This is a genomic window from Pseudomonas furukawaii, from assembly GCF_002355475.1.
Classification (GTDB): domain Bacteria; phylum Pseudomonadota; class Gammaproteobacteria; order Pseudomonadales; family Pseudomonadaceae; genus Metapseudomonas; species Metapseudomonas furukawaii.
Genome location: NZ_AP014862.1, coordinates 3,491,116 through 3,505,136, shown reverse-complemented (window position 1 = coordinate 3,505,136; position 14,021 = coordinate 3,491,116). Strand labels below are relative to the sequence as shown.

The following is a 14,021-nucleotide window of genomic DNA, read 5'->3' as shown; positions in this document are numbered from 1 at the left end:
TCGTCAAGTGAAAAATATTTTCAGGTTCACTATCTAATACGGGTGTTCAGAATGCTGGACTTTTTGCCGCGATGAGCTACGTCCTCACCCGGGGCATCGTCGCGGAGCGCTTCGCCCGCGAGCTCACGCCTGCGACTTGACTACAGCGCCCGAAACCCATTGCGACGGGGTTGCGTCCTGCATCGCGAATCCGCTCCCACTGCGACGGCCTTTCATGCCATGTTTCGCGCCAGGAGTTTCCAGGACCGCCGCTTCATGACCCATTACGCCTCCCGCTTCGCCATCCTCGCCGCGCTGCTGGCGCTCGCCGCCTGCGGCACCCAGGGCCCACGGGAGACGGTGCCGACGCCGTCCGAAGTGCGCGCCAAGCTGGTTCGCCTGATACCGGCCAAGGTGCCGGATCGCCAGGGCTGGGCCGCCGATATCCAGGCGGCCTTCACCGCCCGTGACATCGCCCCCAGCGACAGCAACCTCTGCGCGGTCCTGGCGGTGATCGAGCAGGAATCCACCTACCAGGTGGACCCGCCGGTCCCGGGGCTGGGCCGGATCGCCCGGGACGAGATCCAGCGGCGCGCCGGCCGCCTGCACGTGCCGGCCCTCCTGGTGAATGCCGCCCTGGGGCTCAAGTCACCCAATGGCAAGACCTACCAGCAGCGGCTGGCTGGAGCGCGTACGGAAAAGGAACTGAGTGCCATCTTCGACGACTTCATCGGCATGGTGCCCCTGGGTCAGCGGCTGTTCGGCACCTTCAACCCGGTACACACCGGTGGCCCGATGCAGGTCAGCATCGCCTTCGCCGAAGCCAATGCCAGGGAGTATCCCTATCCGGTGTCGGGCACCGTTCGCCAGGAGGTGTTCACCCGGCGCGGCGGCCTCTATTTCGGCATCGCCCACCTGCTGGGCTACCCGGCCCATTACAGCAAGCCGCTCTATCGCTTCGCCGACTTCAATGCCGGCTGGTACGCCAGTCGCAACGCCGCCTTCCAGCAGGCGGTGAGCCGTGTCTCGGGCATCGAACTGGCCCTGGACGGCGACCTGGTGATCCATGGCTCCAGCAAGGCCGGCGCCACCGAACTGGCGGTGCGTGCCCTGAAAAGGCAACTGGACATGAGCGATTCCGCCATCCGCCGCGATCTCCTCAAGGGCGACAGCCTGGATTTCGAGGAGACCGATCTCCATGAGCGCGTTTTCGCGCTGGCGGACCGTCAACAGGGGCGGCGCCAACCCCGGGAAGCCATGCCCGGAATCGACCTGAAAAGCCCGAAGATCACCCGCAAGCTGACGACCGCCTGGTTCGCCACGCGGGTGGACGGGCGCTACCAGAACTGCCTGAAGCGGGCCGGGGCGAGATGAGGAAAGCCTGGCCCGCTACGCAGGACGACCGCCAATCCCGCCTGGAGGCGGCTTCCCCTGCAGCCTAGAGAAACGCCTTGGCGTAGGTCGAGCGCTCCATGTCCTGCAGCTGCACGCTGAGCTGGACGTCCATGCCCTCAGGCTTCGCGAAACTGGCTTGCAGGGCCTCCAGCACCCCACGGGATAGGGCCTGCTTGACGTTTTCGGGCCGGCCGGAAAGCAACCACAAGGTGGCATGGACGAAGCCCCGGCCCTCGGCCCGGGTGCCCACCAGGAAGTGCTCGTGGCGCACCACGCGGCTCTTGATATCGGCCTCGCCGAAGTGGCCGGTGTCGGCGAGGAAGCCATTGCAGGCGGCGAGGGTGGTGGCGGCGTCGAAGCCGTGGAGGTTGGCGCTGTATTCGATGACGAGATGGGGCATGTCGAGGTCCTGTGGTCGGGGCGAGTCAGTCGCCGGATGGGGCGGTGCTTTCGGATTCCAGGGCCTGGCTCAGCAATCGCGCCGGCGCCGACAGCGGCGCGCCTCGGCGGCTGACCAGGGAGAAGGGTTCGCTGCGGGAGCGCAGTTGCAGGGGCAGGGCGGCCACGCTGCCGGTGTCGATGGCCACCTCCGCCACTTCCCGGGGCATCAGCGCCACCAGGTCGCGCTCCTGCCGCAGCAGCATCAGGGTGGTGAAGGTGGAGGCGGTCTCCAGGGGATAACGCGGAAAGTCCAGGCCCGCCTGGCTGAATTCACGCTCCAGCACCAGGCGCATGGGCATGTTGGCCGGGTAGACCACCCAGCGGCTGTCGGCCAGGTCCCGCAGCTCCAGCCGCTCCGCCGAAACCTGGGGATGGGCCGGGTTGGCGACGACCCGCAAGCGTTCCTGGTACAGCTCGTGGCAGTCGTAGGCATCCGGCCTCGGGCTGACGCTGGTGCGGCAGATGGCCAGGTCCAGGCGGCCCTGGTCGATCAACCCGAGCAACCGCGCGCTGGTGTCCTCCACCACCTCCACCGACAGCTCCGGCTGGGCCTGTTGCAGCCGCGCCAGGCTGCGCACCAGCAGCGGCACCGCACCCATGACGACACCCACCGAGAGACGCCCGCCCTGGCCCTGGAGAATGCCGATCATCTCTTCCCGCAGGTGCGCCAGGTCGGTATGGATCAGCCGCGCGTAGCGGATGGCGCAACGTCCCAGGTCGTTGGCTTCCAGGCCCTGGCTGGTGCGGTTGAACAGTCGCATGCCGAAGGCCGCCTCGATCTCGTTCAAGGCCTTGGTGGCGCCCGGCTGGGTGATGGCCACCTGCTCGGCGGCCTTGTGCAGCGAACCCTGCTCGTCCAGGGCGATGAGGAGCCGTAACTGCTTCAGGCGCAGGCGGGATACCAGGGCGGGGAGGGAGGCGATCATGGGGGATGACTGTTGGTTATCACGGGATCAGAAGCCGTCATTAGGCAGGCCCCCGGGGGATTCGTAAAGTCCCCGGCAACACCCCGCAACGAGAGTCACCGCCATGAGACTGATCCAGTTCGAGACCGCCGAGGGCCTGCGTCAGGTGGGCCTGATCGAGGGCGAGCAGGTGCAACGGGTGCGCAACGCCACCAGCACCCGTGCCCTGGCCCTGGACGCCATCGCCGCCGGCCGCAACCTCCGGGACGAAGTGCTGGCCCGTGGCACCGAGCCCGGCCCGGCCTACCGCGAACTGCTGGAAACCGGCCGCGTGCTGCCGCCGCTGGACCACCCGGACCCGGCCCATTGCCTGGTCAGCGGCACCGGCCTGACCCACCTGGGCAGCGCCTCCACCCGCGACAGGATGCACCAGCAGAAGGCCCAGGACGACGCGACCCTGACCGACACCATGCGCATGTTCAAGTGGGGCGTGGAAGGCGGAAAACCCGGTGCCGGCAAGGTCGGTGCGCAGCCGGAGTGGTTCTACAAGGGAGACGGCGGCATCGTCGTCCGCCCGGGTGCCGACTTCCCCCTGCCGGCCTTCGCCGAGGATGCCGGGGAGGAGCCCGAACTGGTGGGGCTCTACGTCATCGGCGCGGACGGCCGGCCCTATCGCCTGGGCTACGCCCTGGGCAACGAGTTCTCCGACCACGTGCTGGAGCGCCGCAGTTACCTGTACCTGGCCCACTCCAAGTTGCGCTTCTGCGCCTATGGACCCGAGTTGCGGGTCGGCGAGCTTCCCGCGCACCTCGCGGGCAAGAGCCGTATTCGCCGGGCGGGCGAGGTGATCTGGGAGAAGGAGTTCCTCTCCGGCGAGGACAACATGTGCCACAGCCTGGAGAACCTGGAGTACCACCACTTCAAGTACGCCCAGTTCCTGCGGCCGGGGGATGTCCACGTGCATTACTTCGGCACCGCGACCCTGTCCTTCGCCGATGGCATCCAGGCCCGGCCGGGCGACCGGTTCGAGATCGAGATGCCCGAGTTCGGCGCTCCTCTGGTCAACGGCATCGCACTGGACCCGGAACACCTGGCGCCCGGCGCCGTGCGCAGCCTCTGAAACCGTCGCCCTTGGGGGCGACCGCGCGCCCATCAGACGTGGGCCCAGGAGGCACATGCCGGGCGCGACTCCTCCTTTTTCGGCTGCCGTTCGCGGTGGCCATTCCTCAACCCACAAGGCCAGGGAGACGAGCATGACCGTCATCACCGGTTTCAACTTCATCGCGGGCGGCCGCAGCGCCGCCGGCACCCTTACCCTGCAGAGCTTCGACGCCACCAGCGGCGAGGCGCTGCCCTTTGCCTTCCACCAGGCCACCGAGGCGGAAGTGGACGCCGCCGCCCGTGCCGCCGAGGCGGCCTATCCGTCTTTCCGCAGCCTGTCCGCCGTCCGCCGTGCCGAGTTCCTCGATGCCATCGCCGATGAACTGGATGCCCTGGGCGACGATTTCATCGCCACCGTCTGCCGCGAAACCGCGCTGCCGGCCGCGCGCATCCAGGGCGAGCGCGGCCGCACCAGTGGCCAGATGCGCCTGTTCGCGACCGTGCTGCGTCGTGGTGATTTCCTCGGCGCCCGTATCGACCGCGCCCTGCCGGAGCGCAAGCCGCTGCCGCGTCCGGACCTGCGCCAGTGCCGCATGGGCGTCGGCCCGGTGGCGGTGTTCGGGGCCAGCAACTTTCCCCTGGCGTTCTCCACCGCCGGCGGCGACACCGCTGCCGCGCTGGCCGCCGGTTGCCCGGTGGTGTTCAAGGCCCACAGCGGCCATATGGCCACCGCCGAATGGGTCGCCGACGCCATCGTTCGCGCGGCGGAGAAGACCGCCATGCCGGCCGGCGTATTCAACATGATCTTCGGTGGCGGGGTCGGTGAATGGCTGGTCAAGCACCCCGCGATCCAGGCGGTCGGCTTCACCGGCTCCCTGCGCGGCGGCCGCGCGCTCTGCGACATGGCGGCGGCGCGGCCGCAGCCCATCCCGGTATTCGCGGAAATGAGCAGCATCAACCCCGTACTGCTCCTGCCCGAGGCCCTCGCGGTCCGTGGCGAGCAGGTGGCCGCCGAACTGGCCGCGTCCGTCACCCTGGGCGCCGGGCAGTTCTGCACCAACCCCGGCCTGGTGATCGGCATCCGCTCGCCGGCGTTCACCGCCTTTCTCCAGCGCTTCGCCGCCATCATGGGTGACCAGCCGGGCCAGACCCTGCTCAATGCCGGCGGCCTGAAGAGCTACTGCCAGGGTCTGGAACACCTGCACCGGCACCCGGGCATCTCGCACCTGGCCGGTTCGAGGCAGGAGGGTGGTCAGGCCCATCCCCAGCTGTTCAAGGCCGATGCGAGGCTGCTGCTGGATGGCGACGAGCTGTTGCAGGAGGAGGTCTTCGGCCCGGCCACCGTGGTGGTCGAGGTGGCCGACCAGGACGAGCTCAGCCGCGCCCTGCATGGGCTGCGGGGGCAGCTGACCGCCACCCTGATCGCCGAACCGGCGGACCTCGCGACCTTCGGCGGCCTGACGGCGCTGCTGGAGCAGAAGGCTGGCCGACTGTTGCTCAACGGGTATCCCACCGGCGTGGAGGTGTGCGATGCCATGGTCCATGGTGGACCCTATCCCGCCACCTCCGATGCCCGTGGCACTTCGGTGGGAAGCCTCGCCATCGACCGCTTCCTGCGCCCGGTGTGCTACCAGAACTACCCGGACGCGCTGCTGCCGGATGCCCTGAAGAACGCCAACCCGCTGGGTATCCAGCGGCTGGTGGACGGGGTGAGCACGCGGGAGCCGCTCTGAGCTTCACCCTGTAGGAGCCGGCTTGCCGGCGAATCGCGCGGACGGGTTCGCGGGCGAGCCCGCTCCTACGGGGGCGCGGTGCCGGGCCTGGCGCGCGTGTCCAGGGATTCCAGGGCACGGGCCAGGCTCGCCCGCGAGAGTTCGCCGAGGTGGCTGCCGACCTGGCGGCCCTCGGCGTCGTAGAAGAGAGTGGTGGGAAGGGCCATGGAACCCACCTGCTGGCCGAGGCGCGCGCCGCTGTCCAGCAGGACAGCGTCCAGGGACAGGCCGTGGCTTTCCAGGAAGCGCTGGACCTCCTCCGCCGACTCACCCTGGTTGACGAACAGGAAGCGCGTTTCGGGATGCGCGGACTGGGCCTCGGCCAGTACCGGCATCTCCCGCCGGCAGGGCGGGCACCAGGTGGCCCAGAGGTTCACCACCAAGGGACGGCCCAGATGGCTTTCCAGGGCGACGGGACGGCCGGCGCGGTCGCGCAGGACCAGCTCCGGCAGGCGGGTGCCCCGCTCGAACGCCTGCAAGGTGAGCTGGCCCAGGCCCCAGCTGGCGAATCCCACCACCAGGGCGATGCCCAGCGGTTTGCGCAGCTCGGTCCGACGCCAGAGCAGCAGAGCTCCCAGGGATAGCGCGGCAATCACGCCCGGCCAGGCGATGAAACCGCCGTCGCGGATATCGATGATGCGCCAGGGCTCGGCCTGGAAATGCTCGATGTAGGTGACCACGAAGGCCAGCCGTGCCACCAGCAGCGCCGCCAGCAGCAGGCGGAACAGCCAGCGTTCGGGGTTCTGTCCGCTGCGCCTGCCCGTCCACCAGCCAGCCAGGGAGGCGAGCAACAAACTGCCGAGGATCAGTACGTGGGGCAGGGCAAGGGCCAGAGGGCCAAGGTTGAGGGTCAGCATCGGCCCTGTTCCTCCCGGCGCCGCAGCCGGGCCTCGCCGTATTCGAGGGCCAGTGGCAGGACATTGGTGTGGTGGCACAGGCCCGGCAGCCCGTCGACAGGCCTGGCCTGACCGGGATGCAGCGGGGACGGCGCCAGGCTCGGGACTCCCATGAACGCTCCGTGATGAACGGGGGAGGCCGGGTAGGTCGCCGGCCTCGCGAGGTGTGTGCAGGCGGGCATGGTATCGCCCCGCTGCCGCGCAAGCGACAGCGAAAGCCGGGAGACGGGCTGTGTCTGCCGCTTGGCGCCTCAGTGCTCCCTTACATAGGTTCCCGGAGCGGGGCAGAGGGGCGGGTACTTGCGCGAGCCCAACTTCTTCGGCGCCGGCCGGCTATCCCCCGAGCGCGCCTGGATCCAGGTGCGCCAATGGGGCCACCAACTGCCCGACTGGCGCTCACCGGCGTTCTGCAGCCAGGTCTGCGGGTCGTCCTCCCGGGCCGGCGCCGCGTAGTAGAAGGACCGGGGATTGCCGGGTGGGTTGACCAGGCTCTGCAAGTGGCCGGCATTGGAGAGGACGTAGGTGGCGTCGGCGCCGAACAGGCGCGCGGTGCGGTAGCAGCCCTGCCAGGGGGTGATGTGGTCGGTGGTGCCACCCACCACGTAGGCACCCACCTGCACGCGGCTCATGTCGATGGCTTCGCCGGCGATTTCCAGGCTGCCCGGGTTGCTGTAGGGATTCTGCTGCACCAGGTCGAGGTAGTCGGCGTGGAGTTGCGCCGGCAGCCGCGTGGTGTCGTTGTTCCAGGCGAGGATGTCGAAGGCGGGCGGGCTGTTGCCCAGCAGGTAGTTGTTGACCCAGTAGTTCCAGATCAGGTCGTTGGGGCGCATCCAGGCGAACATGCGGGCCATGTCCTGGCCGCTGAGCACGCCCTTGCGCCGCGAGCTGGCCTTGGCCGCGCGCAAGGCGGCGGGGCTGGTGAACAGGCCGAGGGTGGTGTCGTCCAGGGCCGAGGGCATGTCCAGTACGCACACCGCCCAGCAGGTGTTGGCCACCTTGTGCCCTTCGCCCCGTGCCGCCAGCCAGCCCAGGTAGGCCGCCAGGGTGATGCCGCCGGAGCAGGAGCCCCACATGTTCACGTCAGGGCTGCCGGTGATGCTTCGGGCCACTTCGACGGCCTGGTCCAGGCAGAGGGCGTAGTCGGAGAGCCCCCAGTCGCGGTGCTCGCGGGTGGGGTTGCGCCAGCTGATGACGAAGAGGTTCACGCCGCTGTCCTGGATCCAGCGGACCAGGCTCTTCTCCGGCGACAGGTCGATGGCGTAGTACTTGTTGATCTGCGGCGGCGACATCACCAGCGGCCGTCCGTAGACGGTTCCCGTGGTCGGGGCGAACTGCAGCAGCTCGAACATCTCGTTGCGGAACACTACCTCGCCCCTGGCGCTGGCGATGTTCTCGCCCAGGGTGAAGGGCGAGCTGTCTACCTGGGTCGGAAGTCCCCGGTTGTGCAGCAGGTCGCGGGTGAAGTGGCGCAGGCCCCGCGCCAGGCTCATGCCTCCGGTGTCCACCAGCTTGCGCAGCGCCGCCGGGTTGGTCAGTGGCGAGTTGCTGGGCGCCAGCGCATCGGCCAGCAGCGAGGCGACGAAGCGCGCACGGTTCTTCTCCAGGGGCGCCAGGTCGGTGGAGTCGATGAAGCGCTCCAGCTCCTCGCGGCCGGCCAGGTAGCTCTGCAGCAGGGCGCGAAGGAAGGGATTGGATTGCCAGGCGGGGTCGGCGAAGCGCTTGTCCTTGGGGGGCGGTTCCAGGGTGGACGTGCCGTCGAGGATGCCGCCCAGGGCCTTCAGGTAATCCCCCAGGTGCCTGCCGGCCTGGAGGGGCGACTTGACCACGCCCTTGAGCAGGGTCGCGGCGGAACCGGCCAGGTCCGCGCCGCGCACGCCGACCAGGGGGGCGCCGGCGAGCGTCTGGTGGCTGGCGGTGCCGATCAGTTCCTGTTCGGCGGTCGCGGACGATTCGTCCTGGGGGCGTTTGCGGGACGCGGACTGTCTGGTACGGGGGGATCTGCTCATCGCGACGCTCGTGTCGGGCCCGGGGCCCTGCCATTGGGGGAGGGCGCCGACTCTAGGTCGCGAGGGTGCCCGGCCACATCGCATGGCGCGACAGCGGGTTTTCATTTCATGACAGGGGCCGGCCTTGCCGACGAGGGGCCGTTCGTACGAGGGCCAAGCTGGAGGGACCCCTGTGGGGGCAGCGCCTGGCTGAGGTAGGTAGCCCGGATGAAATCCGGGAAAGGCCCGGGCCCGCCCCTCACGGCAAGTTCCCTGCCGGGCGCGACGCCCCTCAGAGCGGCGTCAGTTCGTTCATCACGGTATCGAGGGCGACGCGGGTGTCGTCCAGCTGCACCAGGGAGGCATGCCGGGCGCCGAGGGCGTCGCGATTCTTGATGGCGGTGAGGATGGCCTTGTGGCGCGGCAGGCTGAGCTGCTGGGTATTGGGTCGCAGGTTGGTGACGGTGATGGATTCGCGCAGGGGCAGCGAGAGCATGTTGCACATGTAGGCCAGCAGGTCGTTGTGGGTGGCCTCGGCGATGGCGCGGTGGAAATCCAGGTCCGGCTGCAGCATCTGCTCGCGGGTCTGGGCGGCTTCCATGCGCTGGTAGGCGTCCTCGATGGCGGCGATGTCCTCGTCCGTCGCGGTGGTCGCGGCCAGGGCGGCGATCTCCGGTTCGAGGATCCGCCGCACGCCCACCAGGGTGTTGAAGAACTCGCTCTGGGGCGTGCTCTGCACCAGCCAGTAGAGGACGTCCGGGTCCAGCAGGTGCCACTCGTTGCGCGGACGCACGACGGTGCCCACGCGGGGCCTGGAATACACGAGACCCTTGGCGGTCAGCACGCGTGTGGCTTCCCGCAATACCGGTCGACTGACCTTGTATTCCTCACAGAGCGTGGCTTCCAGGGGAAGCTTTTCCTCGGGCTTGAAGCGGCCGGAAACGATGTGCATGCCCAGTTCCTGGACGATGCGGGCGTGCATGCTCTTGCGGGGCTTGGGTGTCTGGTAATCCATGGGAGAAGCGCAGGTCCGAAATGATGCCGCGCATCATAGCATCGCTCCCTGGCCGCGTTCGGCAGAGCGGGGCGCCGGGGAGCCGGCGCCCGAAGGCTCAGTGGGAGTGGCGCGGCACGGCGTGGCCGCGGCAGCCCACGAGGAAGTCGAAGTCGCAGCCCTGGTCGGCCTGCATCACGTGGTCAACGTAGAGGCGGGCATAACCGCTGTCGAAGAGCTTCGCGCTGGTGTCGGGCTCGAGGTCGGCCAGGCGGCCGGCCAGTTCCTCGTCGCTGATGTCCAGATGCAGGCGGCCGTTGGCGCAATCCAGTTCGATGTAGTCGCCATTCCTCACCGCCGCGAGGGGACCACCGGCGGCCGCTTCCGGCGCCACGTGCAATACCACGGTGCCGTAGGCGGTGCCGCTCATGCGGGCGTCGGAAATGCGCACCATGTCGGTGATGCCCTTGGCCAGCACCTTGGGCGGCAGGCCCATGTTGCCCACTTCGGCCATGCCCGGGTAACCCTTGGGCCCGGCGTTCTTCAGCACCAGCACGCAGGTCTCGTCCACGTCCAGGTCCGGGTCGGCGATGCGCGCCTTGTAGTCGTCGAAGTTCTCGAAGACCACGGCGCGGCCACGGTGCTGCATCAGTGCAGGGGTAGCGGCGGAGGGCTTGAGTACCGCGCCGCGCGGCGACAGGTTGCCGCGCAGGATGCACAGGCCGCCGTCTTCCACCAGGGGCTTGTCCAGCGGACGGATCACCTCGTCGTTGTACTGCGGTGCGGCCTGGCAATTGCTCCAGAGGCTCTTGCCGTTGGCGGTCAGCGCCTCCGGGTTGGGCAGCAGGCCGGCCTCGCCAAGGCGGCGGATCACCGCGGGCAGCCCGCCGGCATAGTAGAAATCCTCCATCAGGAAGCGGCCCGAGGGCTGCAGGTCCACCACCGTGGGGGTGCCCTTGCCGATGCGGGTCCAGTCTTCCAGGTCCAGGTCGACGCCGATGCGTCCGGCGATGGCTTTCAGGTGGATCACGGCGTTGGTGGAACCGCCGATGGCGGCATTGACCCTGATGGCGTTCTCGAAGGCTTCGCGGGTGAGGATCTTCGACAGGCGCAGGTCCTCGTGGACCATGTCGACGATGCGCATGCCGGACAGGTGGGCCAGCACGTAGCGGCGCGAGTCCACCGCCGGGATCGCGGCATTGTGGGGCAGGGAAGTGCCCAGGGCCTCGGCCATGCAGGCCATGGTGGAGGCGGTGCCCATGGTGTTGCAGGTGCCCGCCGAGCGGGACATGCCGGCCTCGGCGGAGAGGAATTCGTCCAGGCTGATCTGGCCGCCCTTGTAGGCCTCGTGCATCTGCCAGACCACGGTGCCGGAGCCGATGTCCTTGCCCTTGTGCTTGCCGTTGAGCATGGGGCCACCGGTGACGACGATGGCCGGCACGTCGCAGCTGGCCGCCCCCATGAGCAGCGCGGGGGTGGTCTTGTCGCAGCCGGTGAGCAGCACCACGGCGTCCACCGGGTTTCCGCGGATGGCTTCTTCAACGTCCATGCTCGCCAGGTTGCGGGTGAGCATGGCGGTGGGGCGCAGGTTGGATTCGCCGCTGGAGAAGACCGGGAACTCCACCGGGAAGCCGCCGGCCTCCAGCACGCCTTTCTTCACGTGCTCGGCGATCTTGCGGAAGTGGGCGTTGCAGGGCGTCAGCTCGGACCAGGTGTTGCAGATGCCGATGATAGGCTTGCCCTGGAATGCGTGATCCGGGATGCCCTGGTTCTTCATCCAGCTGCGGTACATGAAGCCGTTCTTGTCGGCAGTGCCGAACCACTGGGCGGAGCGGAGCGGGGTTTTCTTTTCGTTCATGGCACGGTCAACTCTTATTGTATGACTATTGCGTTGGGGTGATGCTGAATCTACCGCCTGTTCGTGTGTTTTTAAATAGTTGATCGTCAAAAAGTATTACTATATTGTCTCGATCACTTGGCCGAGAGGGGTGCCTGTCATTCTCCGGACCGAGACAACCGACCCATAAAAACAACAAGCTGGAGAACCGCCATGAATCCGGAAGCTCGGATCATTCGCACGCTCACGCTCAGGTTGATTCCCTTCCTGATCCTGCTCTACCTCGTCGCCTACATCGATCGTTCGGCCGTGGGTTTCGCCAAGCTGCACATGAACGCCGACCTGGGCATCAGCGACCTGGCCTATGGCTTTGGCGCCGGCCTCTTCTTCATCGGCTATTTCATCTTCGAAGTACCCAGCAACCTGTTGCTGGAGCGCTACGGCGCACGGCGCTGGTTCGCCCGCATCCTCATCACCTGGGGCGCCATCACGGTGGGCATGTCGCTGATCCAGGGCGCCTACAGCTTCTACGTCATGCGCTTCCTGCTGGGGGCGGCGGAGGCCGGCTTCTTCCCCGGGGTGCTCTACTACATCACCCGCTGGTACCCCGTGCGTCATCGCGGCAAGGTGCTGGGGCTGTTCATCCTTTCCCAGCCCATTGCGCTGATGGTCACCGGGCCGCTGGCGGGAGCGTTGCTGGGTCTGAACGGCCTCGGTGGGCTGACCGGCTGGCAGTGGCTCTTCATCCTCATCGGCGTACCGGCCGTGCTGCTGGCCTGGCCGACGCTGAAGTACCTGCCGGACACGCCAAGGGATGCTCGCTGGCTGTCGGATTCCGATCGCCAGTGGCTCAGCGTCGAACTGGAGAAGGATCGCCGGGAATATGGCCAGACCGAGCACGCCAACCCGTTGCGGGCCCTGACCGATCGCCGCGTGCTGCTACTGGCGCTGCTGTACCTGCCGGGTACCCTCAGCATCTACGGCCTGGGTTTGTGGCTGCCGACCCTGGTGCACCAGTTCGGCGGCAGCGACCTGGCTACCGGCTTCATCTCCTCGGTGCCTTATTGTTTCGGGGTGATCGGCCTGCTCCTGGTGCCGCGCAGTTCGGACCGCCTCAATGATCGCTACGGCCACCTGACGGTGCTCTATGTGCTCGGCGCCATCGGCCTGTTCCTCAGTGCCTGGCTGAGTTCGCCCGTGCTGCAACTGGCGGCACTGAGCCTGGTCGCCTTCTGCCTGTTCTCCACCACGGCGATCTTCTGGGTGTTGCCGGGACGCTTCCTGACAGGCGCCAGCGCGGCGGCCGGCATCGCCCTGATCAACTCCTTCGGCAACCTGGGTGGCTACATAGGGCCGTTCGGCATCGGCGCGCTGAAGGAATACACCGGCAGCCTGGCGTCGGGGCTGTACTTCCTTTCCGCCGTGCTGGCCACCGGCGTGGTGCTGACCCTTGTGGTCTACACCCAACTGGAAAAGAAGGCCCTCGCCGGGGGCACGCCTGAGCGGCAACTCTCCTGAGGCTCCCGGGCACGGACGCCCACTTTCCCGGTATCGGCCCGGCCACGCCGGGCTCGTACCTCCGCCGCCGAGGTTTCGCCTCTGGTCCCGCAGCCCCCGAGGTGCGAGCGCATCCGCGTGAAACCCACCGGAGGGTGCCGGCGGTGTCCGGTGACACGGCCTTTGGCGCGCTTACAGCGTGGCGGGCGGTGCAACCACCTTGTCGAAGTCGTAGGCATCGAAGGCGATGGCTTCCGCTTCATTCAGGATGGTGTTCTTGATGTCATCGATGCCGGTCAGGGCGTTGATCGCCTCCTGATAGCCGGTAAAGGTCAGGCTCTCGGCGGTTACCTTTGACGTGGGGGCGAACACGAAGCCGATGGACTCCCGGATGGTCTTGGCCGAAACGGGCGTCGTCGAGCTCTGTTCCTTTCCCCAGGCATTCCAGGTCTTCTTGATGGTCCATGCCGGCAGGCCGATCAGCTTGTAGCCCGCGAGATGCAGGCCCAGGAGCTCCCTCCCGAGAACGCGCGGGCGCTTGGAAGCCTTGTCCCAGAGCAACTCGTCAGGAACGGTCGCAAGTGCCAGATGAAACCGTTTCAACCCGTGGACTCCACCCAGGATCCAGGCGTCGTTCTTGAAGGGCCACCACCAGCCATCGTTGAGCACGCTGCCCTTGCGCAAATGCTGGCCCGTGTCGGCCACGATCTCCTTGGGCAGCGGCGTAATGGCCCCCTGTGCCGTTCCGGACATGGCCTGGTTCTGGCGAAGCAACTGCTTGACGGACGTCTGCACGGTAGCGGAGGAGATGGTCCTGGTGCTCGAACCCGCCTCGAACAGGGTGCCTCGTTCCATGGTCGTGGCGGTGCCGGAGGTGGTGCCGAAGTTCTTCAGGATTTCCACCTGGGAGCGGAGCTTCATGTCGCCCAGCAGGAGTTCGGAGAGCAGGCTGCCCCTGGTGTTGGAATACAGCGCCCAGGCCTCGTCGATTTCCTGCTCCTGGGTGCCCAGGACGTACCAGTCCGGTTTGACCAGTGGCGAGGTGATGACGGACCAGCGGGGCTTCACTTCCTGCGAGAGGCTTTCCCGGGTGTAGATGGCCATGGCTTCTCCCTGTCCGGCGGCGAGTGATCTGCCCTCGGTCGAGCGACGAGGGGCGAGCTGGGAGTGTAGCCAAGGTCATTCCGGGCGCCAGGGGCGGCTGGCCGTGCGACGCCGT

12 protein-coding genes are annotated in these 14,021 nt (G+C 67.7%); 4 read left to right on the top strand and 8 right to left on the bottom strand.

The annotated features are described in order from the left end of the window. Window positions 1–255 precede the first annotated feature (255 nt). Window positions 256–1,353 (top strand): DUF1615 domain-containing protein, encoded by a 1,098-nt coding sequence (locus tag KF707C_RS16280; RefSeq protein ID WP_036991551.1) that lies wholly within the window; start codon window positions 256–258, stop codon window positions 1,351–1,353. 64 nt (window positions 1,354–1,417) lie between these two features. Here KF707C_RS16280 and KF707C_RS16275 read toward each other — a convergent pair whose 3' ends face one another. Next, complete coding sequence (locus KF707C_RS16275) at window positions 1,418–1,774, bottom strand: 5-carboxymethyl-2-hydroxymuconate Delta-isomerase (protein ID WP_004420707.1); 357 nt, start codon at window positions 1,772–1,774, stop codon at window positions 1,418–1,420. A 25-nt stretch (window positions 1,775–1,799) separates the two neighbouring features. Further along, window positions 1,800–2,741, bottom strand: a complete 942-nt coding sequence (locus KF707C_RS16270) for a LysR family transcriptional regulator (RefSeq protein WP_004420709.1) — start codon at window positions 2,739–2,741, stop codon at window positions 1,800–1,802. Window positions 2,742–2,844: 103 nt separating this feature from the next. Here KF707C_RS16270 and araD1 point away from each other — a divergent pair, with 103 nt between their 5' ends. Both araD1 and KF707C_RS16260 read left to right on the top strand, forming a co-directional pair. Continuing rightward, a complete protein-coding gene (gene araD1 / locus KF707C_RS16265) occupies window positions 2,845–3,840 on the top strand; it encodes an AraD1 family protein (protein ID WP_004420710.1) in 996 nt (331 codons plus the stop codon). Between the two features lie 133 nt (window positions 3,841–3,973). Next, on the top strand, window positions 3,974–5,554 hold the full coding sequence (locus tag KF707C_RS16260; RefSeq protein ID WP_004420711.1) for an aldehyde dehydrogenase (NADP(+)): 1,581 nt from the start codon (window positions 3,974–3,976) through the stop codon (window positions 5,552–5,554). A 65-nt stretch (window positions 5,555–5,619) separates the two neighbouring features. Here KF707C_RS16260 and KF707C_RS16255 read toward each other — a convergent pair whose 3' ends face one another. The 5 genes from KF707C_RS16255 to KF707C_RS16240 all read right to left on the bottom strand — a co-directional run bounded on the left by KF707C_RS16255 (window position 5,620) and on the right by KF707C_RS16240 (window position 11,326). Further along, window positions 5,620–6,450, bottom strand: a complete 831-nt coding sequence (locus KF707C_RS16255; RefSeq protein ID WP_004420712.1) for a TlpA family protein disulfide reductase — start codon at window positions 6,448–6,450, stop codon at window positions 5,620–5,622. Then, the gene (locus tag KF707C_RS29355) at window positions 6,444–6,602 is read right to left on the bottom strand and encodes a hypothetical protein (RefSeq protein WP_158526758.1); all 159 of its coding nucleotides are present in this window, start codon (window positions 6,600–6,602) and stop codon (window positions 6,444–6,446) included. The genes KF707C_RS16255 and KF707C_RS29355 overlap by 7 nt, the downstream gene beginning before the upstream one ends. Window positions 6,603–6,740: 138 nt before the next feature. Beyond that, on the bottom strand, window positions 6,741–8,495 hold the full coding sequence (locus KF707C_RS16250; protein WP_004420713.1) for an alpha/beta fold hydrolase: 1,755 nt from the start codon (window positions 8,493–8,495) through the stop codon (window positions 6,741–6,743). 271 nt (window positions 8,496–8,766) lie between these two features. Then, window positions 8,767–9,489 (bottom strand): FadR/GntR family transcriptional regulator, encoded by a 723-nt coding sequence (locus KF707C_RS16245; protein WP_004420715.1) that lies wholly within the window; start codon window positions 9,487–9,489, stop codon window positions 8,767–8,769. Window positions 9,490–9,586: 97 nt separating this feature from the next. Next, the gene (locus KF707C_RS16240) at window positions 9,587–11,326 is read right to left on the bottom strand and encodes an IlvD/Edd family dehydratase (protein WP_004420716.1); all 1,740 of its coding nucleotides are present in this window, start codon (window positions 11,324–11,326) and stop codon (window positions 9,587–9,589) included. Window positions 11,327–11,518: 192 nt separating this feature from the next. On the opposite strand from KF707C_RS16240, the gene KF707C_RS16235 reads away from it, so the two are divergent. Continuing rightward, a complete protein-coding gene (locus KF707C_RS16235) occupies window positions 11,519–12,823 on the top strand; it encodes an MFS transporter (protein ID WP_004420717.1) in 1,305 nt (434 codons plus the stop codon). 171 nt (window positions 12,824–12,994) lie between these two features. Here the strand turns inward: KF707C_RS16235 and KF707C_RS16230 are convergent, their stop codons facing one another. Continuing rightward, window positions 12,995–13,906, bottom strand: coding sequence for a hypothetical protein (locus tag KF707C_RS16230; protein WP_004420718.1), 912 nt, complete (start codon window positions 13,904–13,906; stop codon window positions 12,995–12,997). Window positions 13,907–14,021: the final 115 nt, after the last annotated feature.